General features: G+C 42.8%; 22 protein-coding genes, 1 tRNA gene and 2 pseudogenes. 10 read left to right on the top strand and 15 right to left on the bottom strand.

The features are described from left to right. Positions 1-30 precede the first annotated feature (30 nt). The 4 genes from MA_RS18020 to amrS form a co-directional block, all read right to left on the bottom strand. Positions 31-1,305, bottom strand: coding sequence for an iron ABC transporter substrate-binding protein (locus tag MA_RS18020; RefSeq protein ID WP_011023374.1), 1,275 nt, complete (start codon positions 1,303-1,305; stop codon positions 31-33). Continuing rightward, positions 1,305-1,934 (bottom strand): hypothetical protein, encoded by a 630-nt coding sequence (locus MA_RS18015; RefSeq protein WP_048066492.1) that lies wholly within the window; start codon positions 1,932-1,934, stop codon positions 1,305-1,307. The genes MA_RS18020 and MA_RS18015 overlap by 1 nt, the downstream gene beginning before the upstream one ends. 147 nt (positions 1,935-2,081) lie before the next feature. Further along, entirely contained in the window at positions 2,082-2,846 is a 765-nt protein-coding gene (locus MA_RS18010) for a P-loop NTPase (RefSeq protein ID WP_048065715.1), read from the bottom strand. A gap of 374 nt (positions 2,847-3,220) precedes the next feature. Then, complete coding sequence (gene amrS / locus MA_RS18005; RefSeq protein WP_011023371.1) at positions 3,221-4,249, bottom strand: AmmeMemoRadiSam system radical SAM enzyme; 1,029 nt, start codon at positions 4,247-4,249, stop codon at positions 3,221-3,223. 191 nt (positions 4,250-4,440) lie between these two features. Here amrS and MA_RS18000 point away from each other — a divergent pair, with 191 nt between their 5' ends. After that, the gene (locus MA_RS18000) at positions 4,441-4,803 is read left to right on the top strand and encodes an Mth938-like domain-containing protein (protein WP_011023370.1); all 363 of its coding nucleotides are present in this window, start codon (positions 4,441-4,443) and stop codon (positions 4,801-4,803) included. A 707-nt stretch (positions 4,804-5,510) separates the two neighbouring features. Here MA_RS18000 and MA_RS17995 read toward each other — a convergent pair. Together MA_RS17995 and rsgA are read right to left on the bottom strand one after the other, a co-directional pair. After that, positions 5,511-6,563: a DUF362 domain-containing protein gene (locus tag MA_RS17995; protein WP_248698114.1), complete on the bottom strand. Its 1,053-nt coding sequence runs from the start codon at positions 6,561-6,563 to the stop codon at positions 5,511-5,513. Positions 6,564-6,886: 323 nt separating this feature from the next. After that, positions 6,887-7,996, bottom strand: a complete 1,110-nt coding sequence (gene rsgA / locus MA_RS17990) for a ribosome small subunit-dependent GTPase A (protein ID WP_011023368.1) — start codon at positions 7,994-7,996, stop codon at positions 6,887-6,889. 183 nt (positions 7,997-8,179) lie between these two features. Between rsgA and MA_RS17985 the strand changes: the two genes are divergently transcribed. Continuing rightward, positions 8,180-8,359 carry a hypothetical protein gene (locus MA_RS17985; protein ID WP_048065714.1) on the top strand — a complete coding sequence of 60 codons (180 nt, stop codon included), beginning with the start codon at positions 8,180-8,182 and terminating at the stop codon, positions 8,357-8,359. An 88-nt stretch (positions 8,360-8,447) separates the two neighbouring features. Here the strand turns inward: MA_RS17985 and MA_RS17980 are convergent, their stop codons facing one another. The 3 genes and pseudogenes from MA_RS17980 to MA_RS25875 all read right to left on the bottom strand — a co-directional run. Next, entirely contained in the window at positions 8,448-9,335 is an 888-nt protein-coding gene (locus MA_RS17980) for a hypothetical protein (protein ID WP_048065713.1), read from the bottom strand. 30 nt (positions 9,336-9,365) lie between these two features. Continuing rightward, positions 9,366-10,346 carry a restriction endonuclease gene (locus MA_RS17975; RefSeq protein ID WP_048065712.1) on the bottom strand — a complete coding sequence of 327 codons (981 nt, stop codon included), beginning with the start codon at positions 10,344-10,346 and terminating at the stop codon, positions 9,366-9,368. Positions 10,347-11,211: 865 nt separating this feature from the next. Next, positions 11,212-11,388: pseudogene (locus MA_RS25875) on the bottom strand (transposase); the annotation flags it as partial. A 367-nt stretch (positions 11,389-11,755) separates the two neighbouring features. On the opposite strand from MA_RS25875, the gene MA_RS27410 reads away from it, so the two are divergent. The 3 genes from MA_RS27410 to MA_RS17955 all read left to right on the top strand — a co-directional run bounded on the left by MA_RS27410 (position 11,756) and on the right by MA_RS17955 (position 14,295). Continuing rightward, positions 11,756-12,232 carry a serine O-acetyltransferase gene (locus MA_RS27410; RefSeq protein ID WP_226990648.1) on the top strand — a complete coding sequence of 159 codons (477 nt, stop codon included), beginning with the start codon at positions 11,756-11,758 and terminating at the stop codon, positions 12,230-12,232. A gap of 213 nt (positions 12,233-12,445) precedes the next feature. Then, positions 12,446-12,955 carry a nitroreductase family protein gene (locus tag MA_RS17960; RefSeq protein WP_226990647.1) on the top strand — a complete coding sequence of 170 codons (510 nt, stop codon included), beginning with the start codon at positions 12,446-12,448 and terminating at the stop codon, positions 12,953-12,955. 272 nt (positions 12,956-13,227) lie between these two features. Continuing rightward, positions 13,228-14,295 carry a hypothetical protein gene (locus tag MA_RS17955; RefSeq protein WP_011023363.1) on the top strand — a complete coding sequence of 356 codons (1,068 nt, stop codon included), beginning with the start codon at positions 13,228-13,230 and terminating at the stop codon, positions 14,293-14,295. 44 nt (positions 14,296-14,339) lie between these two features. Here the strand turns inward: MA_RS17955 and MA_RS17950 are convergent, their stop codons facing one another. From MA_RS17950 to MA_RS17940, 3 genes are all read right to left on the bottom strand, one after another. After that, positions 14,340-15,197 carry a 4Fe-4S binding protein gene (locus tag MA_RS17950; RefSeq protein ID WP_048065709.1) on the bottom strand — a complete coding sequence of 286 codons (858 nt, stop codon included), beginning with the start codon at positions 15,195-15,197 and terminating at the stop codon, positions 14,340-14,342. Between the two features lie 89 nt (positions 15,198-15,286). Next, positions 15,287-15,625 (bottom strand): branched-chain amino acid transporter permease, encoded by a 339-nt coding sequence (locus MA_RS17945; protein ID WP_048065708.1) that lies wholly within the window; start codon positions 15,623-15,625, stop codon positions 15,287-15,289. After that, on the bottom strand, positions 15,625-16,440 hold the full coding sequence (locus MA_RS17940; RefSeq protein WP_048065707.1) for an AzlC family ABC transporter permease: 816 nt from the start codon (positions 16,438-16,440) through the stop codon (positions 15,625-15,627). Before MA_RS17940 ends, MA_RS17945 begins: the two co-directional genes overlap by 1 nt. Before the next feature lie 195 nt (positions 16,441-16,635). On the opposite strand from MA_RS17940, the gene MA_RS17935 reads away from it, so the two are divergent. Then, entirely contained in the window at positions 16,636-17,586 is a 951-nt protein-coding gene (locus tag MA_RS17935) for a mechanosensitive ion channel family protein (protein ID WP_011023359.1), read from the top strand. Positions 17,587-17,905: 319 nt separating this feature from the next. Here MA_RS17935 and MA_RS17925 read toward each other — a convergent pair. Together MA_RS17925 and MA_RS29525 are read right to left on the bottom strand one after the other, a co-directional pair. After that, positions 17,906-17,977 (bottom strand) — tRNA-Gly (locus MA_RS17925). 331 nt (positions 17,978-18,308) lie between these two features. Beyond that, the gene (locus MA_RS29525) at positions 18,309-18,443 is read right to left on the bottom strand and encodes a hypothetical protein (RefSeq protein ID WP_281085331.1); all 135 of its coding nucleotides are present in this window, start codon (positions 18,441-18,443) and stop codon (positions 18,309-18,311) included. Positions 18,444-19,047: 604 nt separating this feature from the next. On the opposite strand from MA_RS29525, the pseudogene istA reads away from it, so the two are divergent. The 4 genes and pseudogenes from istA (at position 19,048) to MA_RS17905 (ending at position 23,763) form a co-directional block, all read left to right on the top strand. Further along, a pseudogene (gene istA / locus MA_RS17920) lies at positions 19,048-20,291 on the top strand (IS21-like element ISMac3 family transposase). After that, positions 20,288-21,061 carry an IS21-like element ISMac3 family helper ATPase IstB gene (gene istB, locus MA_RS17915; protein WP_011020063.1) on the top strand — a complete coding sequence of 258 codons (774 nt, stop codon included), beginning with the start codon at positions 20,288-20,290 and terminating at the stop codon, positions 21,059-21,061. The pseudogene istA and the gene istB overlap by 4 nt, the downstream one beginning before the upstream one ends. Before the next feature lie 976 nt (positions 21,062-22,037). Continuing rightward, positions 22,038-23,375, top strand: a complete 1,338-nt coding sequence (locus tag MA_RS17910; RefSeq protein ID WP_011023357.1) for a DHHA1 domain-containing protein — start codon at positions 22,038-22,040, stop codon at positions 23,373-23,375. A 148-nt stretch (positions 23,376-23,523) separates the two neighbouring features. Next, the gene (locus MA_RS17905) at positions 23,524-23,763 is read left to right on the top strand and encodes a KEOPS complex subunit Pcc1 (RefSeq protein WP_011023356.1); all 240 of its coding nucleotides are present in this window, start codon (positions 23,524-23,526) and stop codon (positions 23,761-23,763) included. A gap of 163 nt (positions 23,764-23,926) precedes the next feature. Here the strand turns inward: MA_RS17905 and MA_RS17900 are convergent, their stop codons facing one another. Then, positions 23,927-26,119: a lectin like domain-containing protein gene (locus MA_RS17900; protein ID WP_048066491.1), complete on the bottom strand. Its 2,193-nt coding sequence runs from the start codon at positions 26,117-26,119 to the stop codon at positions 23,927-23,929. Positions 26,120-26,646 lie beyond the last annotated feature (527 nt).

The following is a 26,646-nucleotide window of genomic DNA, read 5'->3' as shown; positions in this document are numbered from 1 at the left end:
ACTTTCGACATCATTTCCCACTTTGAATAATCAGTAAACATCTTTGGGAAACTCCTGATAATCAGCAATGGCCGTAAATACCCCGTCAACTCCAAGGAGTTTTTTATAAATATCGTTGCCTTCCATTTCCAGGTCAAGGTCTTTGAACTCCTCGGGATGGAGGCACTTGGCCATATACATCATGTTCAGAAGACTACGGTCAAGAGGCCGGCCCCTGGCATGAGGGTAGAAGCAGTCGTACACATTCCCGTTTTTCACAGCAGGGATCTCGGACAGTTCCGGGGTTTCCATTACGAAGTCTTTGCCGGTCTGGTTATCCCAGCTGCTCCAGGCAACGAAAATATATTCAGGAGCCCAGGCAACGATCTGTTCGGGGGCTACGTTGATATTTTCTCCGGTACAGTCCTTTGCAAGGTTATTTCCCCCCGCAATGGTAAGGGGTTCATATACGGCTTCTGTCCTTGTAAAATCCCTGCCTTCAACGGAATCGTAGAACCCCTTTTTTGCTCCTCTGGGAGCAAAATAAACGGTTGGGATTTCACTGTCATCAAGCTGATCTGTCACGGATTTTACCATATCAACTTTAGACTGGATAAAGTTTTCAAGGTCTTCTGCCTCCGCTTCCCTGTCAAGCACCTCACCCAGGAGACGAATCTGGACGTAGTTTTCCTCAAAGGTAAAACCGGTTTCAGCATCCACACAAGGACATCCGACCTTTTCTTCCACCAGGTCTCCACGGTTGTACCCAAGGCTATCGAAGACCACATCAGGTTTCAGAAGAGCCATAGTCTCATAATCAATCTCACGCCGCGTATTAGTTTCGGGAAGTTCATCAAGCTGGCCGCCACCGTAAATTTGCAAAGCCTCCCAGGCTTCGGGGGCAAGCTTGTTTCCCTCCTCATCCTTCGGGAGTACGCTGCTTCCCCTTGTAGCCTCATCCGTAGACACCATTTTTTCCAGGTCCCCTAACGCGATAACTATTCTGGAATTGTCAGGATTTGTAGTTATGATCCTCTCAACAGGCCTGTAAAAAGTCACCTGGCGGTCGCTCATGTCAGTAAGCGTTTTTGGCCTGCCTTCCCAGAAAACATAAACGAAAGCAGCATCTCCGATATCGTCAAGAGAGTAGCTTTCGTCCCCGAGCATATAGGCACAGACAGCAGCCGAGAGTTCTTCTTCACTTATCTCGTTATCCTCCCCGGCACAGGGGAGTTGAGTCCCGGACGCAGCAGCAGGGTTTATCAGGAGCAGTAAAGGAGTTAAAAACAGCAACAGCAGGGCAAAGAGCAAAAAAGTCCTTTTCATTATTTTTCCTCCCCAATTTTTCCTTTAGAAACCTGAGTACGGGACGCAAACAAACAGGAAAGGAGGGAGAGCAAGGTAAGGCCTGTTCCGAATCCCGGAGCCGAAACGCTGGACTCTTCTTTATTTTCGGTATCGGTTCCACTGGCAGCTTTGACATTTCTGCTTTCTATGTCAGAGGCAAGCGTATTGGAATCGAATACGGATTCCCAGCGTTCTTTTCCTTCATCAAGCTCCTGGGTCTGTACCAGAAGATCAACCCACTGCCCTTCAAAGCCGTCTTTTCCCTTTGCAGAAGAAGTAATGACCCTGTATTTGATTTCTGTTACATTAAGCGCAGAAAAAGCTATTTTTCCGTTTTCCCGGTCCACCTGGAAGTAGGCAGCATCAGACACTTCCTCATCATTTTCCGGGAACTGGAAGCCTTCAGGAATTTTCTCTACTATTCCCACAGCCAGAGGAAGCTCACCTTCGATGCTCAGGGTCACTTCCATCGGTTCCCCTCCAGAAAATTCATCCGGTACGTCTCTAGTAATACTTTTTACATTCACATGTCCTGCTGCAGCTCCTGTAGGAAGAAAGGCAAGCCCCAACAGGAAAAGGAAAACGCAGGGAAGAAAAAACTTCTTCATCCCCTGCACATCCATTCTGTCCTGATTTTTCGTTTTCCAGTTATATAGTCTATTTTCAAGCCGTCCGCCCGGCAGCCTAGAGGGCGGTCCAGAAACCCGTTTATTCATTGTAATTCCCTTCCCCGAATCATTCTTCCTTGAATTATTTCAGGCCCAGTCCCCAGAGATCAGGAAATCAGCAACGGCTTCTATTTCCGGGAGTTCCACTTTCAGCTCCTCTCCTGCAAACCCTGCCCTGAAAACGTCCATATCCGATGGCACTGAAGCCAGGACATGAGTCTTGTCCACGGTTTCCAGCATAAAATGGGTCCCTATTTTGTCCGCACGGTTGAGAATGAAATACAGGGGTTTTCCGGCTTTTTCTGCAAGCTGCCTTATTTTCTCGGAAAGCCGTATGGACTCATAAGACGGGTCAAGGACCATCAACACGAGGTCGCAGCCTTCCTCAACCCCTCTTCCGAAGTGTTCGATACCCGCTTCAGTGTCCACAAGCACCAGGTCTTCGGATGTGGTTTCAATGTTTTTCAGCAGGTGCTTTGCCAGTGCACCCATAGGACAGGCACAGCCCTCCCCGAAATCATGGATTTTGCCCACAGCCATCATTTTTATGTTCCCGTTCGCCACCGTGTAAGCCTCAGGAATTTCAGGTATCCCCCATTTTTCTTCAAAAATGCTTGCAGCTTCCCCACTCTGAAAAGCTTTCATCATTTTTTGTCCCAGGGCTTTTTTTCCTCCCAGGTAATTCATGAAATCTTCCGGCATTTCAACCCCAAGCTGCCTGTGCAGCCCGAAGTTCGACTCGTCGCTGTCCACCACAAGCACATTGTACCCCTTTCTTGACATTTCCTTTGCGAGCAGGGCAGTAATCGTACTTTTGCCACTTCCACCTTTTCCGCATACAAGAACTTTCATTTTCAAACCTCTTTTTGAACCTTATTGTTTCAATAAACAAAGAAAGTTTTCAATTTTGGATATACATCCAATTAATTTTGTACACAATATCCAATTAATTAAGTACTAATTAAAATTCAGAGCGATTGAATTAGCATTTGTTGTTAATATTCTTAAGATTTTTATGCTCAGATAAGAAAAAAAGGTTCAAGATTTATAAAACTTTCGAAATATTCTCCTTCTAAAACGAAGTGTCCTCGGATTAATCAATTGATCATTTCCGGAATCCCGAGGAAATCTCTTAGCTTTCTTTCCTGCGCCGCAGAGATCTAAAGAGCGTCACCCATCGGAAAAACACAACCTTCAAGCCAGCCCGGCAATTGAGAAAATAGAATCTACTCTTCCCCGACATATTCCCCAACAATCGGAATAGCTTCTCCGCATTTAGGGCAGGTATTTTGAGGGATTATTTTGTACTCCTGGACCTCAAAAAACCCTCTTGCAATCAAAAGGGTCCCGCATTCGGGACAGTAAGTATTCTCATGGGGATGTCCGGGGACATTGCCCACATACACAAAACGCATTCCTTCCTCAATTGCAATCGAGCGTGCCAGGTCAAGGGTTTTTACAGGGGTCGGAGGAAGGCCCTTCATCTCGTATTGGGGGTGGAAGCGGTTGAAGTGAAGAGGAGTGTCAGGCCCGAGGTTTTTGTAGACCCAGCGGGAAAGTTCCCGGAGCTCGTCAGGGGAGTCGTTGCGGGTGGGAATTATCAGGTTTACAACCTCCACATGGATTCCAAGCTGCTTTGCAAGCAGAGTGGCTTCAAGTACAGGAGCCAATTTTGCACTGCACACATCCCGATAGAATTCTTCAGAAAATGCCTTTATGTCCACGCTGAAGGCGTCGAGGTAAGGAGCTATCTGCTCAAGGGCATCGGGAGTGATGTAACCGTTGGTCACATAGCTTGTCCCGAGACCTGCCTCCTTTGCAAGTTTTGCCCCGTCATAAGTGTACTCATACCAGACAGTAGGCTCATTGTAAGTCCAGGAAACCGACTGGCAGCCCGCCATTTTAGCCTGCAGGACAAGCTGCAAAGGGCCGAGGGTTTCCAGAGAAGCCTCTTCCGGAGCTTTCTGGGAAAGCAGCCAGTTCTGGCAGTGCCTGCACCTGAAGTTGCAGCCTACGGTTCCTACCGAATAGGCGCGGGAGCCAGGATAATAGTGGTAAAGAGGTTTTATTTCGATATTTGCCACTGCCTCACTTGCAACAGCCCCATAGACCAGGGAAAAGAGGGAACCCTCACAGTTTTCCCGGACCCGGCATATGCCCCTTTTTCCGGGATTGATTTTGCACCTATGGGCGCAGAGCTTGCAGCGAACCCTGTTGTCTTCAATCTTCTCATAAAACATGGCTTCCTGAATCACTATATTAAATCCCCTGTTTCAGATTATGCAGTTATTGAAAAAGGTGTGATAATGTTATCCTCTGTTCGTTTGTTTCCTGCAGGGTAATAAGCCTGTGGTTTCATAAACAATATTGTTTGCATTTTTTTCTTCCTGCGGAGGTTTTTTCCACGTCAGAAGAAGATCATTTGTTTTGAAAGGGGGAAGCTATAATGAAACCAGAGATAAATTCCACAAGTTTCGGTTCAATTACGGTCGAAAGAAAAACTTTTGAGAACGACATCCTCATCCGACTGGACGGGCAGGTCAAAAAGCGCAGAAAGAAGCTCTCGAAAAAGCTCTACGGAACGTCTCATAAGATCTCGCTTGCCGAAGCGAAATATATCTATGAAAAGGGGGCAGAAAAGCTCGTTGTTGGAACCGGACAGATCGGCTATGTAGAGCTTTCGAAAAAGGCAAAGAAATATTTCAGGAAAAAAGACTGTAAGGTCAAACTCCTTCCAACCCCTGAAGCAATAAAACTCTGGAATAAAGACAGGGGCAGGGTAATCGCAATGTTCCATGTGACCTGCTGAGTTATAAATCCCTGAATGTTTCCCTAAAGAAACACTTCCCTAAAATCACAAAAATTAGAAAAGACAAAAAATTAGGAAGAGAAATTAAAAAATCCCGAGTTTCGCTTCCCGAGTTTCGCTTCGGGAGCACGAGGTCTGTTTCGCTCCGCTCAAGCAGACTATTTTATAGATTAGAGACAGGCGCTTCACTCAGCCGAACTAAATTAAGATTTCTTCCCTATACAATGTTACTCTCTATATCGAGTCGTTCTTGTCCCGATAGACGCAGGAGAGCGGTCTTTCCCGCAAAAAAGAAGAAAAAGAGAACGTAAAAAGAATAAAAACAACATACCAGCAAGTAAAAGTTTCTGAGACGCTTGTGAGTGGAAAAGAAAACAGTAGGTCAAAAGGCAGAAATTTTGGTCTTATTTCCTTTAATTTCTACTTTTTTTGCTTTTTGTGCAGGGCCACCAGACAAGCTGGCGGAGGCGCTTATATTTATTTGTGAATTTTAAGAAGGTCCATTCGGTCAAGATATGAGTTTGTCTGCTCCTTTTTTGCGTTGCAGACAAGACAAGTTCAGCCCTGCAAGGGGTAGGATCAAAAATAAAAGATACCAGTTTTAGATAGCTGAATAATCTCAACTGATATAATACAGGACCGTCAAAAAATAGAGGAATTAAAAAATAATGAGAATGAGTTAATCAAAAAGTCAAAAACCGTTTAACTCATATCTCAATAAGCTCGTATTCCCTGCTTCCGAATCCGATTTTTTCAGCATATTCAAGCTGGTGGGTGCCGTCAACTTTAGGCCAGGCCCCTCTGAACTTGTCAGCCCCGGCTTCATGGTTGCAGTGCAGAGCAGAGCCAACAAGCCCTTTCTGCCTGTTCACAAGGTCGTAGCTTGCCTGGTCCAGGGCCACGGGATCAGTTGATGCAAGGATTCCGATGTCAGGCACAATAGGGGCGTCACTCCAAGGCACACAATCGCAGTCCGGAGTTATTTTGAGCAGGAAATTGATATAGCCTACCCTGCCCTCTTTTCCTTTTACTGCCCCGTACGCATATTCGGTCAGGCACTCCAGGAATTCGGGGATGTCCTCTTCCCAGTTAATGTCAATAGCGCCTTCGGGACAGACCTCCATGCACTGCCCGCAGCTGATGCAGATGCCGGGGTCAATCCTGGAAACATCCCCTTCAAGGGATGCCGCTCCCACAGGGCAGATTTCCACGCATCTCCCGCAGCCGATGCACTTTGCTTCGACAACATGCGGGCTTGTCGGGTAGTGCTGGTCCTTTTTGCCTGCCGCAGGTGCACAGCCCATTGCCAGGTTCTTAATCGCGCCTCCAAAGCCTGCCATGATATGCCCCTTGAAGTGGGACATCAAGATCATGGAGTCGGCCGAAACGATGTCGGACCCTATTTTCACGGCCTTGAAGTGCTTCTGCCGGATCTCGACCTCAGCTATGTTCTGGCTCCTGAGCCCGTCCGAGATTATGAGTGGAGCCCGGACCACGGAATAATCAAACCCGTGTTCAATGGCTGTTGTCAGGTGGTCAACCGCATTATGCCGGCTTCCGGAATAAAGGGTGTTCGTGTCCGTAACAAACGGTTTTGCCCCGGCTGCCCGGACCTTTTCCACCACCTGCCGGACAAAGACCGGATTGATATACCCGTCGTTTCCGTACTCTCCGAAATGGATCTTGATTGCCGTCAGGTCGTCTACTCCCAGCAGTTCGACAAAACCTGCTTCGTCAAAAAGTCTCTGGATCTTGCTTATCGTGTTTTCATTGGGGTTTTTTGCCCTCAGGTCTGCGAAATAGACTTTACTTGCCGTTCAAATACCTCCCATGAAAGAAATCGACTTAAATCAAATCAAATCAAATCAAATCAAATGAATCGAATTGTTACTCTACCCGTCCTGCGTAGTCAAGAAAGCCTTTTTCATTTTTAGGTGTTACGCTGTTAAGGAAGAAAGTAAAATGCAGATTCTACACACAACTTCCTCTTTCAATAATCTGAAACTCGAAAAATAAAATGGATGTAAGTAGAAAAAACGGATATCAGTTAGCCCTCAGATTCAAAAAAAGTACACTTTTCATCTTACGGTTTTCCCGTAAATTTCCGATATTTCTTAATGTTCACTGCCATTTCCCTGTATCTTTCCTTTTCCAGCCGCTTCAGTCCGATTTCAGCTTTTTTTGACTGGAATGAGAGTTCGTCAGTCAACCTGTGATAGCTCTCCAGCCTCTCCTCAGGAATAATCCCGTCCCTTACCGCCTGCAGGACAGCACAACCCGGTTCGTTTCGGTGAGTGCAGTCCTTAAACTTGCAATTACGTGCTGCATCAACGATCTCGGAAAAAGCTTTCTCAAGCCCTTCTGCAGAGTCTCCGAGCTGGATTTCCCTGATTCCGGGGTTGTCTATAAGAACTGCTCCGTTCGGAAGAAGGAACATCTGGCGGACTGTAGTTGTATGCCTGCCTTTTTCATCGTCTTTTCGGATATCTGCGGTTTTCTGGACGGTTTCGCCAAGAAAAGCGTTGATAAGCGTGGATTTCCCGACCCCTGAAGAACCTACGAGTGCCACGGTTTCCCCTGGATTGAGATAAGGGCCAAGCGCATCAAGCCCGGTTTTCGAAAGGGCACTTAATGGAATTACCGGCACGTCCCCTGTAACGTCCCGGATTTTTTCGACCAATCGGGCAGGGTCATCCGCAAGGTCAATCTTGTTAAGCAAAATCACCGGGCTTGCCCCGGAAGAATATACAATGGCAAGATACCGTTCAAGCCTTCGAAGGTTGAGGTCCTTTCCCACGGAAGTAACGATAAAGATGGTATCAAGATTTGCGGCAATTAACTGCTCTCCGCCCCCGTCTCCTGCTGCACCCCTTGAAAGGCAAGTTCTTCGGGGCAGGATATTCACAACCATGCGTGAACCAGTCTCAGGCTGGTCAAGCAAAACGACAAAATCCCCTACAACCGGCTGCTTACCGATTCGCTGGAGGGCTCCGGAAATTCCTGCTTGTACGACAGCTCCCGGTACAAGGACCTCGCAGACCGTTTTATGCCTTGATGAGATTCTTCCGGCAAGATAGAGGCCTTTGTAGGCAGAAAATGCCAGCTCAAGCTCTTCATTCCAGCCTGGAATATTATCGTTGTTACCGTGAACTGAATTATGACCTGAACTTTCTGTTTCGCTATGATTGTTCATTAAATGGAAGTATCCGATTAAACGGATAAATATTTTGATATTTTGCCCTTTACCGGTTCGAGAGTTCCTGAAGACATCTTTCCTACCGGCTGCAAAAGTTCTCCTACCCGAATAACCGCTTTATTCTAAATCCCTTTTTACTGTTTTAAATTTAGTATATAGTCAAGTGGCAAATTCAAAATAATGATCGATTCTGAATCTTTGCAAATAATTGCAATTTTAATTGTCATTGTTATAGCCGCTTTACTTATATTCTCACATTTAGGGAAAAAGCTCAATGAAGCTGAAAAGTACATAGAAAGTCGTGCTAAAGAGAAAGAAAATGAGAGCGAGAATGAAAAAGAGTATACAATAGCTCTTTGAAAGGAACGATCGAAATACTGATCAGGAAAATAGTTATGGGCACCTCCCAATATGGGAGTAAAAATGGCTTTTGGGATAAGCTCATCTACTATTTTCTCTCAGATGGTTTATTTGACGCACTACATTTTTCATCAATAGGACAATTAAACCATAACGCTTCACATCTGGGAGGATTCCTAAGGAAATAATCATTTAGTGTCATTGTACGGACTCCACTTAGACCTCCACCACCATATAAACATAGAGAGCAAACTGGCTTTTCTTTATTACACCTTAGTTCTATAATATGCTTGGAGAATTCATTTACAAAAGAATATAACTTACTATATGTTTCTCTAATATGTTTCTCTATGTTTTCTACTTCAATTCCTTCAGGATGCCCTTTTCTTTCGCTATACACTTTATTGTTTAAATAGCCTGGTTCCTCTATATCTGAAATAAATATGAATACTGATAAATAGTGAGTTGCTTCTGATCTCATAGAATGAACTTCATCATACCAATCCGCAGATTCTAACATCTTTGCGTAGTAATCATCAAAACCTCTTATAGTTTCCAAACGTTTTGATTTTTGTTCATTAAATTTACGTGGTAAATTTGCTTTAGGGTAAAGTTCTGTCACAAGGAAACCAATGTTTTCGCAAAAACTGTATATTGAATTAATGAATGTCTCATACCTGACTAAAAGAATTGTTTGCTGAATAGTAGTACCATACCCTTTTTCTTTTGTTTGTTGTAATTCACTTTTCCATCTCGGTATCTGATACAAAACTTCATTATAGAGGATTGATACGGCATCAAATTTATCTCTAAGTGAATCGGCCCATTTGTACGCATAAGAGATTTTTATATCTCGTTTTTTAGAATCATTGTACTCGAGAAATATCGGAGGCTCAATAGTATCAATAAACCTTAGAAACAATTCAAAATCAGAATAGTCATATCTTATTGGCACGATATGATAATTTTGTTCCATATTCAACAGCTCTTGATACTCTCAGTACAATCATACTTTCACATAGGGTTTTTTGTCCAGAACAGCAGCTTGTTCTTTCGCTTTTAGCCAGCTCTTCAAATCAGCATCAGCTTCAAGTACTCTAAATATTTCGTCAATTGTTGCCAATACCACTAACACATTTCGATTTAAAGCATTCTTGCACTCACTAATAGCTGCATCAGAGTAGTCAGAAAATGATATATAAAGTCCTCTTACCTGCCCGCCTCTGTTAGCTATACGAACTATATGGTCTATCACTTCAGGTCTACCTATAGTATTTTTCCACCACTTCATTTCAACTATGTAATAGGCATTATCAAGCTCAATCGCTCCGTCAATCTGTTCGATAATCCCTTCAGAACAATCCCCTTTTATCACGAAGGAGTCACGAACTAGAATTCCATAACAGGCAAAGAGTTCATTTAACACCTTTTCAAGATCTTTACCTCTCTTGTGAGGGTTTTCACTCTTAAGCAACGAAGATAAATCAGCTTGTACTCTTTTGATACGTTCCTGTTTTTTCTTCTTCTCTGCAACTAAAGCAGCTTCCTTCTCCCGAATATTCTTAAGTTTCTCGTTGTCTCTCTCAATACGCATTCTGGTGAAGGAATCTTTCCTATTTACGATTTCTCGCACCTTCCAAACCAAACCTCTAGCCTCGTTACGTCGATTTTCATAACAGCAGGTATCAAAGTCTTCAAAATCAACAACTGCCTTTAGAATCTTACGCCTTGTGGAAAGAGATTTATCTCCTTGCTCATTCAACTCTATCAATACACCACGAGCAATATCGTACATCTTGATAGCATTTCTATCCCTTGATACTATATCCTCATAAGGTTTTAACGTAGAGCTGCTCACGCCAGCATTTCTAAAAAACGAAAGTAAAGCTTGCTTCGACTTGACAAGCGTTGGAATTGTTTCTATCAAAACTTCTAGAAGCTCAGGTGGATAATGATACGAAAAATTGTCAAGTATTGGCTCATCCATGTTACAGTCACAAGATTTACAATGCGGCTGCACTATAAAAAGACAGATAAAGTAAGTATTTTCGAAATCAATTTATATTAAGAATTATCCGTATTTAGAGAAACAATATAGTTAACCTGCAAACTAACCGGTAAACGATAACGAAAAATGATAAACAAGGTATTTACAGTTAAAGCGGGACTAAAGAATATCTTCACCCTGCACCACTTAGATTTTTATACAGTAAAGAAGTATTCTATACTGGTCATCTCCAAAAAGGAGCAAACGGAGATGTTAGAGAGGGGTTTAAATGTCAAAAGCGGTTGGAATCGAATCTTTTATTCCTATTGATATTTTTATAAACGGCTTGGCTGCCGGTTTATTCATATTTGTCATTTTCCTTTTTCAATCTCTTGGCTAATGTTGTGAACTGGCAGATAATGCGAAAAAGAGATTAGAGAAGATTATTAATATATTTCGGCTCTTCACTGTTTCGGATGGGTAACTTAAATCATCTCCTAAATATCGAAAGAACATCTATAAAATTTGGATACATTTGCCGTTGTAAATCACATTCAAACTCAATATTTCTCTTTTTGGCTTGGCTACTTTATAACTATGCAAATATTTCCAAGCCACAGGAAATAGCGAAGAGCCAATATTTTATCCATTATAAAATCCGTCACAGAGGCTCTGTATGAGTTACATGAGGGTTCGAATTTAACCCCTCACACAGTTAGTAGCGGAATACAATGAGCTCATCCCAAAACCCAGTTTTAATTTCGATTATCAGAACGTTATTCAGGATTGCTTTCGTAATCAAAAGCCCGATTAGTCACTTAAACTAAGAGATCCAAATAAGCAAATTTTGAGTTTTGGGATCGGCTTACAGGTGAAGACGAAATCTATGGACCGTTGACTTAGATCCATAGCGGCGAGGAACATCTTTCCAGGTACAACCTGTCATAACAACGTACAAAATACCGCTAAATAACTTCCTAATATTTTCACGTGGTCTTCCTGCATGTGATTTCTGTGGGGGAAGATAAGGTTCTATGGATTCCCATAGAACATCTCTATTTCATGAAATGACATAAAAGTAAATATATAATTTTAATATAATACTACTTTTGGGACGAGCTCGATGAGTCAGGTAAAAGAGGGTTTCAATATTTTTGGATTTTTACTTTTGAACTTGTACAATTAAACTGAGAAACCAGCAGTATGAGACTTCAAGTTGTACAAATAATTATCTTGGGTGGGGGATTTCTATTACCATTAAATCAAAGAGAGATTATGATTTATACATTGAGGCAGATAGATTAGCTTTAGGAAAGAATTATAAAAGACCTAAACTAATAGGTGACGAGATATGGAAATTTCAGCGATTATTAAGAAAGACCGAGTATTACAATAACTGTCAAAAGTCCTTGATTCATAAACTCTATTCAAAATACATATTTTTTAGATTCCACAGGATGAGCATCCATCTCGGGTACAGTATTCCAATAAATGTTTTTGGTCCTGGATTATGCATAGCCCATAGAGGAACCATTGTTGTAAACAAAGATGCCAGAATTGGAGAAAACTGCAGAATACATGCCTGTACTAATATAGGATCTGGTAGAACAGGATCTGGCAGAGATAGCATTCTTCTGGCACCGAAAATAGGGAACTGCGTATACATCGGCCCTGGCGTCAAAATCTTTGGAAATGTCGAAATTGCTGATAATATTGCAATCGGAGCGAATTCTGTAGTAAACAAATCCTTCTATGAAAAGGGGATCTCGATTGCAGGCGTTCCTGCTAAAAAAATAAATAATAAAGGATCAGATGGAATGATAATTACAGCTACAAAAATGATTTCAGCTCCTGCTCTACATGAAGCTGTTGAGCGCCCACTGTAATTCAATAAGTTAATTGATTACTATTCAAACTGAGAAAAGCAGCTTCAAAAAATTCTCAGCAGCTTTTCTTTTGAATTTTTCAATTATTTTCTGAGCCTCATACTTTTTCTATTCTTGGACATGATTTTATCTTCTTAACTGCCATGCAAATTATTTATTTTAACAATAGTTTTATCCGTTATTATAATAAATTAATGAATGGGGGTAATATTTATGGAAACAATGGACGCGATTCTCACCAGAAGAAGCATCCGGAAATACCTGCCGAAACCGGTTAGCAGGGAGATGATTGAGGAAATTTTGAAAGCCGGGATGAGTGCACCTTCAGCAGGGGATGAACAGCCCTGGCACTTCATTATAATTGACAGACGGGATCTACTTGAAAAAATATCGGAAATGCACCCTTATGCAAAGATGTTAAAGAACGCTCCGGCTGCACTCCTGATCTGTGCAGACCAGAATATTCCGAAATTCAGGGATTTCTGGGTGCAGGACTGCTCGGCAGCAAGTGAAAACATGTTACTCGCTGCCCATGACCTGGGATTGGGGGCCGTCTGGATAGGGGTTTACCCGGCTGAAAAACTCGTCACCGGAATCCGGGAATTATTTGAGATCCCTGAATATGTGATCCCATTTTCAGCAATCGCAATCGGGCACCCTGCCGAAGAAAAACCCGGAAGGGCCAGGTATGAAGGCTCAAGAATTCACGACAATTCCTGGTAAAGCCTCGCTAAATACAGGACAGGGACTAATACAGGACATGGACTGAATGAGGCTTTCTCTCCCGATTTTTTCATATTTAACCGCCTTTTATTTTTCTAAAGGTTTTTCATCTCTATCCGTTTCATAAGCGCTCATCTGTATTGAAAAGGGGAATATACTGGCAAAAATAGCCTGGTATAATACCCTCATATTAGTCAGGAACAGTTAACCGGAAAGATTCAATTTAACCGGAAATAACCGAAAAAACTCAATATACCAGAGTAGGGGATTTTATGGAAAAGAAGCTAACATCACTACTTATTTTATTCATGATCCTTTTTGCCGCATTGCCTTTTTCGGCAGGTGCCGTTGACGAAGAAAGCACGCTCAGATATACGAGCTCGGGAAACGTTTTCGGTGGTGGAGACTACCTTCAGATCGACCCGGATACCCCGGGAGACCTGGTGCTTGGGGGGTCAAGACTTGAGATAAACGGAAACGTTATGGATGATTTCATCGGAGCCGGGGGAGAACTGATAATTAACGGAGATGTTTCGGGGAACATCATAGCAATGGGAGGCTCGATTCGAGTAAATGGGAATGTCGGAGGAGACCTTGTAGCAGCCGGAGGGCAGATTATACTCTCAAAAGACAGCACGGTTGAAGGCGATATCCTGCTTGCCGGAGGGCAGGTAACTCTTAACGGGATTGTTAATGGAAACGGGTCGGTCTCTGCCGGGACCCTCCAGACAGGAGAGAACTTTGAGCTTGAAGGGAACCTTGAACTTGAAGCCGAAAATTACCCCTCCGACCTCGAAAACAATGTGGGGGAAAACCTGAGTATCATACCCCAAACCCGAGATCAAAACCAGTATGCGGGTGAAATTGGAGGTTTATGGATCGTTTTCTTCTTTATAGGGCTGCTGGCATCTCTTGCCCTGGGCTTTATCCTTATCTACACCTTCCCGGATTTTGTGACCGAGCTTGCGGAAATTGTAAGGGACTCAGCATTGAAAGCCGGGCTACTTGGCTTCTTGCTCCTGATCTTCGTTCCGGTCCTCTCCTTTGTCCTGCTAATTACAATCTTCGGGTGGAGCCTTTCTCTCTTGCTGATGCTGCTCCTGACCCTGGCAGCCCTTATCGCTACAATACCGGTCAAACTGCTCGCTGGAGAGATGATTTACACTAAGGTCTTCAAAAAAGAAGCGGGGAATATGATATATTACCTCATCGGCGCAGTTATATTTGCAGTATTGTATGAAATACCCTACCTTGGCTGGCTCATACAGCTTGTTGCCCTGCTGGTAGGGCTGGGGACGCTCGGAATCTGGCTTGGAAAGGTTGCAAGGCAGGAAAGTTAAGCGGTTGACTCTCTCAAATTCATCTTCCGCGAGATTAAGGACATTCAGGGAAGGACTTCTTCCCTATATTTTTCAAATCCAAGCCTTTCAAGGAGGTCTCCGAACCTCTCCCCATCAAGCCCTTCTCTTCTGTAATACTCAAAGGTTTTTTCAAGGATTGAAAATAGCTGCTCCTCGGCTGCAAGCTCAAGAAGCTTTGTCCCCTGCCTGGGATGACGCCCTCCATTTCCTCCGACAAAGATCGTGCACCCGGTTTTTTCCGCCCTCAGGGCATCTTTCCTGCAGGCTGCAATGCATGCCCCGCAAAGGATGCATTTTTCGAGATCTATACGGATTTTATCATCCAGAACTGTTATTGCTCCCACTTTACATGCTTTTTCACAGAGCTTGCAGCCGACACAGTTCTCCTCAAGAATTTCAGGCTTCACCGTGCCCATGACTCCGAAATCATTTTCCTGGGGTCTTACACAGGCTGCAGGACATCCTGTTACTGCAACTTTGAATTTTTTCGGGACAGCTTCCCCAAAGTATTTTTCATCAATTCTGCACGCCAGGTTCTGGCAGTCAATCAACCCGTTTCTACAAACCCTGTCTCCCTGACAGGCAACGACAGCCCGTACCCTTTTTCCGGCAGAACCTCCCGAAATTCCCTGATTTTCAAGTTCATTATTTGCTGTTTCCGCATCTTCGAGTTTGACAAAAGGCACCTCAATCTGCTGCCTTGAAGTTATGTGGACATAGCCGGAACCGTATTTTTCGGCTGCGTCTGCAATTGCTCGCAGTTTTTCGGCATCCAGATTGCCACTCACAACTTTCAGCCGCATTGAAAACATATTCTCCTGCCTCTGAGGCAGAAAACCTTTACTTTTAATTGAAGATAAGTCAATTTTTTTTTCAGCCATATAAGTCACTTCACGTTAAGAGGCATAATAGAAACGGTATATAAATATTCCGAGATATATTAAAATTTAAAAAAAATTTAATGTAAAAATCAAAGAAAAGAAAAAACATTGAACTGCACAAGTGCCATATAAAGCCCTGTGCCTGCAAAAATGCTGAGCATTGCATTCCTTTTCCATAAATGGAGCCCTGCAACAATCCCTATTGTGAACAGTTCCGGAATCCCGTAAGGAGCCAAAAACCACTGTACATCCTTCAGGCAGTAAATGACCAGAAGCAGGAGGATCATCGGTGGCAGGTTTTTTTCTATGGTGGAGAGCATTGCAGGGGGTTCTCTTGAACCGAAACACAGGAAAGGAAGAACCCTTGTAGCAAAAGTGGCAAGGGCTATTACAGTGATGGTTGCAAGCATTTGCAAAGTATCGGGCATCAGTTTTCCTCCTGTGAACTGTCCTGAACAGGCTGTGCTGTAGCATGAGCCTGTCCGATCCCTTTGACCTGTCTGATGCCTTCATTTAATTGCGTATCTCTCTGCCCAAATTTTTCCCTGGCTATCAGAATCAGGGTCCCCAGAATAATCGAGATTAACAGCATGTTTTCAGGGCTGAAGAGTATAAGGGATGCGGCTCCTGCACCCACTGCGGCTACGAAAGGGAAGCGTATGCTGGAGTTGAAGTACTGCTCGATTGTCAGCACCACAAAGAGGGCAGTCAGTACAAAGGCCATGCCTTCAAGGTTAAGATTCAGCAGGGAGCCAAGTCCTGCCCCGAGCACCGACCCTGCCACCCAGTAGAAGTGGTCAAGAGCTGAAATGTAGAAGTAAAACCTTGCCTTTGACCCGCCTGCCGGAACTTCGGCTGTGGTCAGGAGGGCATAAGTCTCGTCAGTTAATGCAAAGATAAGGTAAGGCTTGACTTTCCCGATATCGGAAAATTTATCCAGCAGGGACAAACCGTAAAAGGCATGCCTGAGGTTCAGGAGCAGCGTGGCTATAACAAACTCCGGAAGCCCGGCTCCTGCAGCAAGTAAAGCGACTGCAAGGAACTGACCCGCACCCGCATAAATGAGGAGGCTCATAAGGAAAGCATAAATCCAGTGGTATCCGGCTCCGTCCATCAGAAATCCGAAAGCCATTCCGAGGGGTATGTATCCGAGAAACACGGGAACCGTAGTCTTGAGAGCACTCAGGAAAAGGTCCCTATCCCCTTCCCTTGTTTCGTACCTTTTTACCTCCTTTTCAGTCATACTATCTCTTCTTTCACTCTTTGCCTCATTTTGTCTGAAGAAGAAAAACAGAAATTGCACTTATTATATTTAAAGGCGCCGAATAAATATCGTGAGCCTTATCATATAACAGGAAAAATCTGCGATTTTTCTAAAAAATCGGAGTACTTATAAGCCTGCCCATATTGATATATAAATAGGCTCATATTTAATTGCATGAGGATTCTCCAGAGACTGAATGTTTTTATCCTGCTGGTTTTAATCCTTTTTCTTGCCTACATCCGGTACCTGACTGACTTTTTTATCCAGAACCGGTTTTTTCTGGATGCTCTTCTTGTCTCTTTAGTTGTCGTCCTGCTTGCTTACCTGGCAAACTCCCTTGCCGACAACCTGATCATGAGAAGAGTATCGACTTCAAAAGACCGATATGCCTTGAGGAAAACCGTATCCATCCTCATCACCATCTTTGCTGTTGCCTCTCTTTTTGCAATCTGGGTTGAGCGAACGAGCACCCTGCTTATTGCCTATGGGATCCTGAGCGCAGGAATTGCAATTGCCCTTCAGGACCTCCTGAGAAACATAGCCGGAGGAGTGCTCATAATCATATCCCGCCCTTTCAAAGCAGGTGACAGGATCCAGGTCGGGGACAATGTAGGCGACGTGCTCGATATAGGAAGTTTCAGCACAACAATTATGGAAATCCGGGAATGGGTGGATGCAGACCAGTATACAGGAAGGATTCTCCAGATCCCTAACAGCTTTGCCCTCAACCAGACGATAAAAAACTATACGCGGGATTATTCCTTTATCTGGGACGAAATCCGGGTTATGCTGATTTACGGCAGCAACTGGAAAAAAGCCGAAGAAATTGCCCTTAAAACCGCCGGACCGATTGTAGGGGAGTTTGAGGACATGGCGCAGAAGGAACTCAGTCTCATGGGGAAAAAATATTTCATTACAACCTATGATGTGCAGACAAAACTCTACACAAAGATGCAGGAAAACTGGATCGAAATGCGGTTGAGGTATGTGGTAGATCCCAGAAAAAGGAGAGCAATCAGCCACCTTCTTATCTCAAACATTCTGGAATTCCTGGAAAAAGAAGAGGATATCATGGTGGGAACCGCAACGAGTATCGACCTTATGAAAGCTCCGGAAAAAGGATGATATGCAGTTCTCGTTTTCTCTTAATACCAGCGGGAATTCGCGTGTTCTTTTTTTCTTTCGGGCCAGATGAGACAATTTCAGCTCTTCAAGGAGCAGAAGAGAAAAAACAAAAAATTCCAGCTTCGGGTGTTCAGAATAAACAACCTGATCAAGAACCATCAAAAATCAGTAAAAAGAGCAGAAAAACAAACATGAAGTTCTTCGAATAGCAGGCACAAAGTAATGAAAGCACTTTTCAAATCAGGTACTTTCATGCCAGAGAAAAAAGAAAAGAAAAAAGAAAGTCACAATTCATAAAGGCAAAGTCAGAATAAAAATATACACCAGCCGGGATTCGAACCCGGGTTCGAGCGTTGGCAACGCCCGGTGATGACCGCTACACTACTGATGTTCAAAGCTGGCAGGGCGCCCTGCCGCTTTTCTAACTATATACTTTCTTATTAATTAAGTTGACCCCCGGAGAGATTTTGCAGGTATTGGTCCCGTATAAAAACACAATTCGTTTCCGACCGTAGGGGTTTTTATGCGCCGGTTCGGGCTGCATTTCTCACCTTTAAAATTCATCTTTTTCTTATTCTTTATTTTTTACTCCTTATTTTTTTACTTCTTATTTTTACTCCTTATTTTTTTACTTCTTATTTTTACTCCTTATTTTTTTACTTCTTATTTTTACTCCTTATTTTTTTACTTCTTATTTTTACTCCTTATTTTTTTACCAGGTTCTATTCCCTGTCGCCTTCAACCGCATACCTGCAAGCCTCCCTCCCTCCCTCAAAATTCAGATGCTCAAAAGCGTGCAACCTTACATTATGATAAACATCAGTATCACAAACCGGGTAATGTACTTTTATAAACATTTTTTAACCCCCATTTTGTTAAGAGATAAAACATCCTAAATATATAAGAAGTAGTCAAACTGGCTGAAAGTAATCAAGAAATATCCAGCATAAGATCAGCTTCACCAAAAAAGAAGGCAGAGTATATTTTAAAAATGTAGAGGGTATTCAGTTCTGAAACTGATCCATAAAATAGAATAATTTACATATTAAAAACTGCTCGGAATAACTGAGGTTTTCTTTGCAAATACATATCAAAGATTAAGGAACGAAGTGAGAACCGTGTCAGGGAAAATTTTCAGACCAAACAGGAGAAACAAAACTTCGGGAGTGATTTTTTGCTTCCAGTTCTCTCTAATTACAGATTGACTTTTTATGCACATGTACATTTTTATATCGAATTGTTTTTCTAAAAAAATACGGTTAAACACATTCCAGTTTTGTTTGGTTTCTCTGCTACTATCTGATCTAAAATTCTTTCAATCATAGAAACCCCCTATGAGAAATTTATGGAATTCCCCATTAAAACAATGATATTGTCAAGGGCGGTTAAGAATCTTCCAATTTCGGCGGTTTAAAAACTTCCAATTCTCAATCCTTGTGAAAAGTTCGAGGATTGTAGATAATGCTGAAAACGGAGGAATGGCTATTGATACGAGATTTGTATTCACAAGGCTTCAGCATCAGTGAGATCTCTAGAAGAACAGGTTATGCTAGGGAAACTGTGAGGAAATATCTTAAAAAGAAAACTGCCCCAGAACCTCAGAAACGTCCGCCAAAACCGAGTAAACTTGATCCTTTCAAACCTTACATACAAGAAAAACTCAAAGAAGGTCCTTATACTGCTGTTCGCCTTTATAGGGAAATCAAAGAAATGGGTTTTGATGGAGGAAAAACCATAGTCAAGGACTTCGTAAGAGAAGTCCGACCTAAACAGGGAGTCCCTGCTGTACTCCGCTATGAAACAAAACCAGGTGTACAGGCTCAGGTTGACTGGGCAGAGATGGGAACAGTTGAGGTTGATGGAAAGGTAAAGAAACTCTTTTGCTTCAACATGATTCTTGGATATTCCAGAATGAGATATGTTGAATTTACACTGAGCATAGACACTCCCACTCTTATTCAGTGTCATCTGAACGCTTTTGAGTACTTTGGAGGATTTACACAGGAGATCCTCTATGATAACATGAAACAGGTTGTTATCAAAAGAGCCTTAAAATCATCAGATTCCGAATGGAACCCACAGTTTGAGGATTTCTTCAAATGCTTTGGTTTTATTCCAAGGTTATGCAGGCCTTACAGGCCTCAGACAAAAGGGAAAATTGAAAATACAGTCGGTTTCGTCAAGAGGGATTTCTTCCTTGGAAGAAGGTTTACCTCTCTCGAAGACCTGAACGCCCAAGTTCACAGTTGGTTGGAAAGGGTAAATTCAACTGTCCACGGAACAACCTATCAAATCCCTCTTGAACGCTTTAAGGAGGAGAAACTGAGCCCTCTGGATCAGGTTCCTCCTTACAAAGTTGTCCATAAGGAGACCAGAAAGGTCTCCAGAGACTGTTATATTTCGTTCCTTGGAATAAGTATTCTGTTCCTTACAGGTTTGCAGGGAGAACTGCAGAGCTTCAGATCCTTGAAGGAATATTCGAGGTCTATGTTGATTATGAGAAAGTCTGTGAACATGAAATCCTTCCTGGAAACTGCAGAGTTTCAAGGAAAAAGGAACATTTCCAGGGTCTCCTGAGTGAGATTCTTAAAGAGAACTCAAAATGCAAAAAAGATTCACAGATCCCGTTGAAGTTCTCAGATCCCGAAGTTGAAAAAAGGTCTCTTGATGTCTATGAAATATTTAGTGAAGGTGGTTTTGAATGAACAACTTCACCTATGAGAGACTTCACAATAACCTGCAATACCTGAAACTTAATTCTATCGAAGAGCTTCTGGATAACTACCTTGAAATTGCTGCAAGGGACAACAAGACAACAATGGAAGTCCTTGATTACTTGTTTGAACAGGAAAAGAAACACAGAGAAGCTGTTGCAATTGAGAGAAGGATGAAAAGTGCAGTTTTTCCCGTTAAAAAGACTCTTGAGGAATTCGATTTTGAATTTCAGAAATCCATTGATAAAAAAGCAATCGAAGACCTTGCAACCTTGAGATTTGTTCATAATTCAGAGAATGTCGTTTTCCTTGGTCCTCCCGGAGTTGGAAAGTCTCATCTTGCAATCGCTCTTGGGATTGAAGTAGCAAAAGCAGGGATTTCGGTTTACTTTACCAATACAGGAAACCTTATCGAGAAGTTGAAAATAGCAAATCGAGAAGGAATGCTTGAAAAGAAACTAAGGGACTTGATGAAATATAAAGTGCTGATAATTGACGAAATAGGGTATCTCCCATTTGACGAAGAAGGAGCTCACTGCCTATTTCAGCTGATCTCAAGACGGTATGAAAAGAGTTCAACGATCTTGACATCAAATAAATCATATGGAGAATGGGGAGAGATATTCAAGGACCATGTAATAGCGGCTGCTGTACTTGATAGGATTCTCCACCATTCAACTACGATTAACATCAAAGGGGAAAGTTACAGGCTGAAAGAAAGGAAGAAACAGGGAATAAAAACAGGAAATATATGCCAGTAATTTCTAAAAGTTTATGAAAAATTGAGTAAAATTTATATTAAAAGGTTGGCAAATTCTAAACCGCCCAAAATGGAAAAAAGTTAACCGCCCTTGACAGATATGGACATATACATAAGAGGCTATTTTTTTATCGAAAGAAAAAACTTATAAAAAACCAATAATCAATAGGAAGAAAAAAGTAAAGAAGCGTTAATAATTGATTTTAGGATGAGCTCTTAATTATATCCTTGAAGCCTGAAAAACAGATTTTTTTTCATCCTGAACTAAATAGCTTCATACTTAATAGGCAAGTGATACTTTTCTTTAACACACACCGACAACTCCCTCATAAAATATAAATAGTATGAGAGTGTTACAATAAATATCAAGTGTGCATAGCTTGACAACTATAAGAACACCAGGGTCGGATAAGGCACCTCCCATCCTTTCAACAACCGCCAAAATATGAGAGGAGAAACCCTTTCCTTTCAACTCCGACCCTTTTTCATAACTTTTTTAAACAAACCCTTTAAACCAGGAAAACAGATATTTTTCATCCCGAACCGATCAAAAAGAAGCTTTCAAATCTTTCACCCCTTATCCCCTGTCTCCCTTTTCTTCCTATTCCCCCTTCCCTTTCCCCTACCCTACCTGCTTTTTTTCATTCCCTCCTTTATGGGAACCCGGATACAGGTTTTTGAAGCTTTAGATATAACTAGGTCGAGTTCATTAATCAGGTTAACCGTTAGTCTAAAAGATAAGAGTCCAGAGAACTGAAAACAAAACCGTTTTGAGCATTAATCTTTATACAAATTTCTTTATTAGGCAGTTGATAGATCAGGAATGATTTATTAGACAGTAGAATATTTTATATTATCAAGCCAGTATAGATTGGCATCTTTCGTGAGCTGGCAACTAAGTATTATATATATCGAAAATATATCGGTCTATATACCGGGTTTCTGACTTTGATATTGAGTTTTATGAGTGATAGGTTTTGAGCGAGCTTGAAAAACTGATTAACCTTGCAAAAAATGCAGCCGATAAAATCCGGAAGCATAGATTTGTGCGCATAGTTTCACATAATGATGCCGACGGGCTGACTTCAGCCGGGATCATGGCCCTGACTCTGTTACGAGCAGGTATAGGTTTCCAGCTTTCAATAGCAGGGAAACTGGACGAGACTGTAATCGAAGAAGTGAACAGGACCGTATCGAAAGGAGACATGGTCATTTTCTGTGATATGGGCAGCGGACAACCGGAACTTACAGCTAAGGTTGCGGCCGACGTCGTGGTGCTTGACCACCACAAGCCGGTAGGGCAGTCCCCTGCAAAAGTCATGGTAAACGCCCATCTAGTAGGAATCGACGGGGCAACGGATATCTCGGCTTCAGGCACCTGCTATCTTGTAGCCAGAGAACTCGGGACAGGAAACATCGACCTTGCAGGGCTGGCAATTGCAGGCGCAGTCGGAGACAGGCAGCTTTTCCGGACTGCAAACGCTTTTATTCTGGACGAAGCCTTGAAAGCAGGAGTCGTGTCCATCAGGAAAGGGCTGAAGGTGGGGGATGGAGCCCTTGCGGATGTACTCGCATACAGCACGGAACCTTTCCTGGATGTAACCGGCTACCCGGAAAAAGCAGCCGAATTCTTAAATCAGTTAGGGCTTTCCGGAAACATTGAAAACCTGTCCGAAGAAGAGGTATCGAAACTTGCAAGTGCCATTGCCCTGAAACTTGTCAGGCAGGCAAGTACTGAGGCAATCGAAGCCGTCATAGGAGACATCTTTTTGCTGAACCGGGAGCTGGTGCATAACGTATATGACTTCATCTCCATTCTCAATACCTGCGGGAAGCAAAAGGTTTACGGGCTTGCCCTTGCGCTTTGTCTGAAAGACCCGACCATTGTTGGAGAAGCCCTCTCTCTTACAAAGGAGCATGAAAAGAACCTTGCTATGGATATCCGGGAAAGCGTGGAAAAAACCCGTAAAGGGGAAAACATCTGGTACATCAACACGGTTGATGCCCTCTCTACAGGAAGCCTTGCCACAACCGTGGTCAGATACCTTCACCCCGAACTCCCCTTCATCTGCGTAAACGAATCCGAGGGAATCCTGAAGGTTTCTGCCAGGGGGACCCGCGAACTTGTATCAAGAGGCCTTGACCTTGCCTTTGCCCTCAGGGAAGCTGCAGGTGCAGTCGGTGGAAACGGAGGCGGGCATAGTGTCGCATCCGGGGCCTCAATTCCCTTAGGAAGTACGGAAGAGTTTCTGAGCATCGTTGACCAGATCATAGGAGACCAGCTCAGGAAAAATATCAGTGGGAAGGCAAAGTAAAAAGAAATTAGCAGTAAACGTAAAAAAAGGGAATTAAGCAGGAAAATATGAAATGGCAGAAAACTAAGCAATAAGAAGAAAAACAGCAAAAACTAAACAATAAAAAGGAAAAAGCAGGGAATTAGGAAAAAACGCACGAGGCATATTTATGAAAATCACAGGTACAATTGAGTTTCCTGACCCAAAGTCAAGACAATCGGCAACCAGAATCCTCAAAGCCCTTTCCCCGGACAACCTGAGGAGTATGGAAAGTGAAATCAGTGATGAAAGGGTTGCTGTGCGCTTTCATTCCGAGAAAATCGGTTCTCTTCTTGCAACTGTTGACGATTTTCTTATGAATGTAAAAATAGGGGAAGGAGTCGAACAGACTCTGGAAAAAGAAAAATAATCGAAGGAAAGGAAAAATCAAGAAAGGAATCAAAGAAAAATAAGAAAGTAATTAAGAGAGGAACTGAAAAGAAGTTAAAAAAACTAAACAAGAACTAAAAAGCAAATTTAAAAAGAAACGGGAAACCCTGATTCAGTTTCCCGGTTGTTGCTAAACTTTTTTTTCAATTTGCAGACCCTTCACGCCAGAGCCATATAAGTTCCTCGAGCCTGGAACTTGTCAGTTCTACCCCTGTGTTCGGGACAGGGAGATTGTTTTTATAGACATGTATCGCTTCCTGGAGTTCTCCTGTGCTTATGTCAGTTCCTTCCTGAGAGGTCGAATCGTCCCAGGGGTTCCAGTCGCGGACTGTCCAGGTCCAGGTGCGTGCAACCGTTTCGCTTCCTGTTACAGCGCGAGCGGTAACAGTATAAGTTCCGGGGGAGAGGGCACTGTTGGAATAGGAGCTGCTTGTAACACCGGATTCGGAACTCTTTAACACCCCGTTAAGGTACCAGCGTACAGTGCTGTTATGGTTTGTGCTGATGCTGAACGCCTGCTCCCCTTCTTCTTCATAGGTTGTAACATTTTCGTTTGGGCTTGCAGAGAGGATTGAGAGTGGGGCAACTGTTATGTAATTGGTCTTTGTCTCGGAGTCAAGCCCGTTCCTGTTGCTGACATTCAGCGAAACGGTATAAGTTTTGTTGGAGCTATAGGTATAGACCGGGTTTTGGGCTGTTGAGTCCACAATTCCGTCCCCGTTCAGGTCCCATTCCCAGGAAAAGGCATCCTTAGAGAGGTCGGTAAACTGGACTGTAAGAGGAGAAACCCAGCTGGTGATATTTGACGAGAAGTCAGCCTCAGGGAGACCGCTAACAATGGTGAAAGCCTTTATGCAGAGGTTTGCTTCGGAATAGTCGTATACTTTATCTTCTACTAATGTCAGGTCTTGCCAGCTGATTCCATTTGAACTGATATAACCTTCTCCGGAATTGGCCCGTGCCTTGCTGCTATAACCGGAAAGCTTATACTCAAGGGCAAGCGGGTTTTCGGAGGAAGGATTGCTGAACTTGATAACCACTGAAAATTTTTCCCCTGCACTCAGGTCTACTGGCGAGCTCAGCAGCTGAGTATGGTAGCCAGGAAATGCACAGGTCCCGTTTTCATTTGCAACAAAACTCCCCGACTGACTGAGGGGACCATCTGTCGGGTTTTTGTAAACATATATCTCGTAAGCCGTATCGAGATCCGTAGTATAGAATCCTACAGCCTCAAGTATTTCGTCCCCTCCCGAAGTAAATACATTGCCACCCCAGGCAGTTAAAGATCCGGAGTACCCGATCTGATTTATCCATCCGAGTGGATCATACTGGTAATTGTAGTCAAAGTTGTCCTGCTCTGCAGCCGTAAACACGGCATTTTCTTCGTATCCGAGCCTGGTGTCATAATAGGAAATATAGAAATATCCTCCTTCCCCCCAGGACTCGCCCCAGCTATTCTTTACAATAAAAGCCCCGTCTCCTGCGGGGATTTGTTTGAACATGTTCCTGTCAAATGAATCGTTCCAGCCTACGATGGTTATTGCATGGTTGACTTTACCCGATCCTGTGTATAGATAGGCATGGTTATTTTCCTGGTAATAGATCGTTTTATCTATGTACATCGTGGAATACACAGCTCCGTAATCCATAAGTGCCTGTTTTATCACCCCATTGTCCAGAGGGCCCGTTCTGTCAGGCAGTATGAGCGCTTCTTGAACATGTTTTTGCACGGGAAGTCCTGTAGGGGAGGAGATAGAGGTCTCACTAAAAGGGTCTTCAGTTTCGTTTACAGGCCCTGCCCATCGGGCAAGGTATGCCATAGCCATGAAAGCGTTTCCTCCGTCATTGACATCAAAGTCAAAACCGTCGGAATAGTATTTTGTAACGAGGTTTTTCATGTTATTTTCGGAAAAGTCCCAACTTTCTCCTTCTGCCCCCAGAATGTAAGATTCAAAGGATGCAAGGCTTGAAAAAGCCCAGCAGCTTCCGGTATTTCCCTGGTTTTGCACAGAGCTAACCAGGCCTTCAGTGCGCAGATCGAAAGTTGCGGGGAGTTCCGAAGCTGATGCTCTAAGTAAAAGCCTTTCGGCAGGCCTTGAAAGCCCTGATAGGCTTACCGGAGATGGAGTATATCCGGTACCTGAAAAATCTTCCTCTTCAGAAGAAGAAATAGGGTCAGTTGACTCTGAGCCTTCAGGTTCCAGAAAGTCAGGGTTCAGGGGAGCCGTTTCAATCGAAGGTTCTGAAAGAGAAGTATTGTTCTGGGACAACTCGAAGTTTTCGGAACTTCCGGCGGCAAGGGAAGAACTGCCGTAAAAACACGGAAATAAGATCATAAATGCAAACAGTAGGGAATTTATTTTCTTCAAGAATTATCGGCCTCGGCTAGGGTAAATTTCTGGTTAACTGATTAGATGGTACTAAGAAAACTGCACCAGGTTGAGGGTTAATTTCAGAACTTTATACGAATCATAATCATATTGTCAGCAGAGTACAGTAGAAGTAATATTCTTAAGTAACTCCATTTTGAATTAAAATTCATATGTATAAATTATGAAATTTATGTATAAGTTTTTTTCTAACATAACATATTTTTTTATAAAAAGGAATTAAATTACTTGCGTATATAACAAGCTTTCAAATTGGACTTTTTTTGAAAATAAGAGTTTAAAGCCCTGTAATATTTAACTACTCAAGGTGAATAAGTCAGAGTCTATCTGAAATTTTACTGGATCACAAATAAAATATTTTTCAAAATAAAAAAAATTATTAACTAAAAATTATATACTCAGTTGTAGAATGAAAAATGGATTAATTTATAGATACTGTTGTAGTCTTAATCCTAATTAACCACAGTACTCAA

It is taken from the genome of Methanosarcina acetivorans C2A, from assembly GCF_000007345.1.
Lineage (GTDB): Archaea > Halobacteriota > Methanosarcinia > Methanosarcinales > Methanosarcinaceae > Methanosarcina > Methanosarcina acetivorans.
The sequence above is the reverse complement of the archived record's forward strand: the minus strand, read 5'-3'. Positions and strand labels throughout refer to the sequence as shown.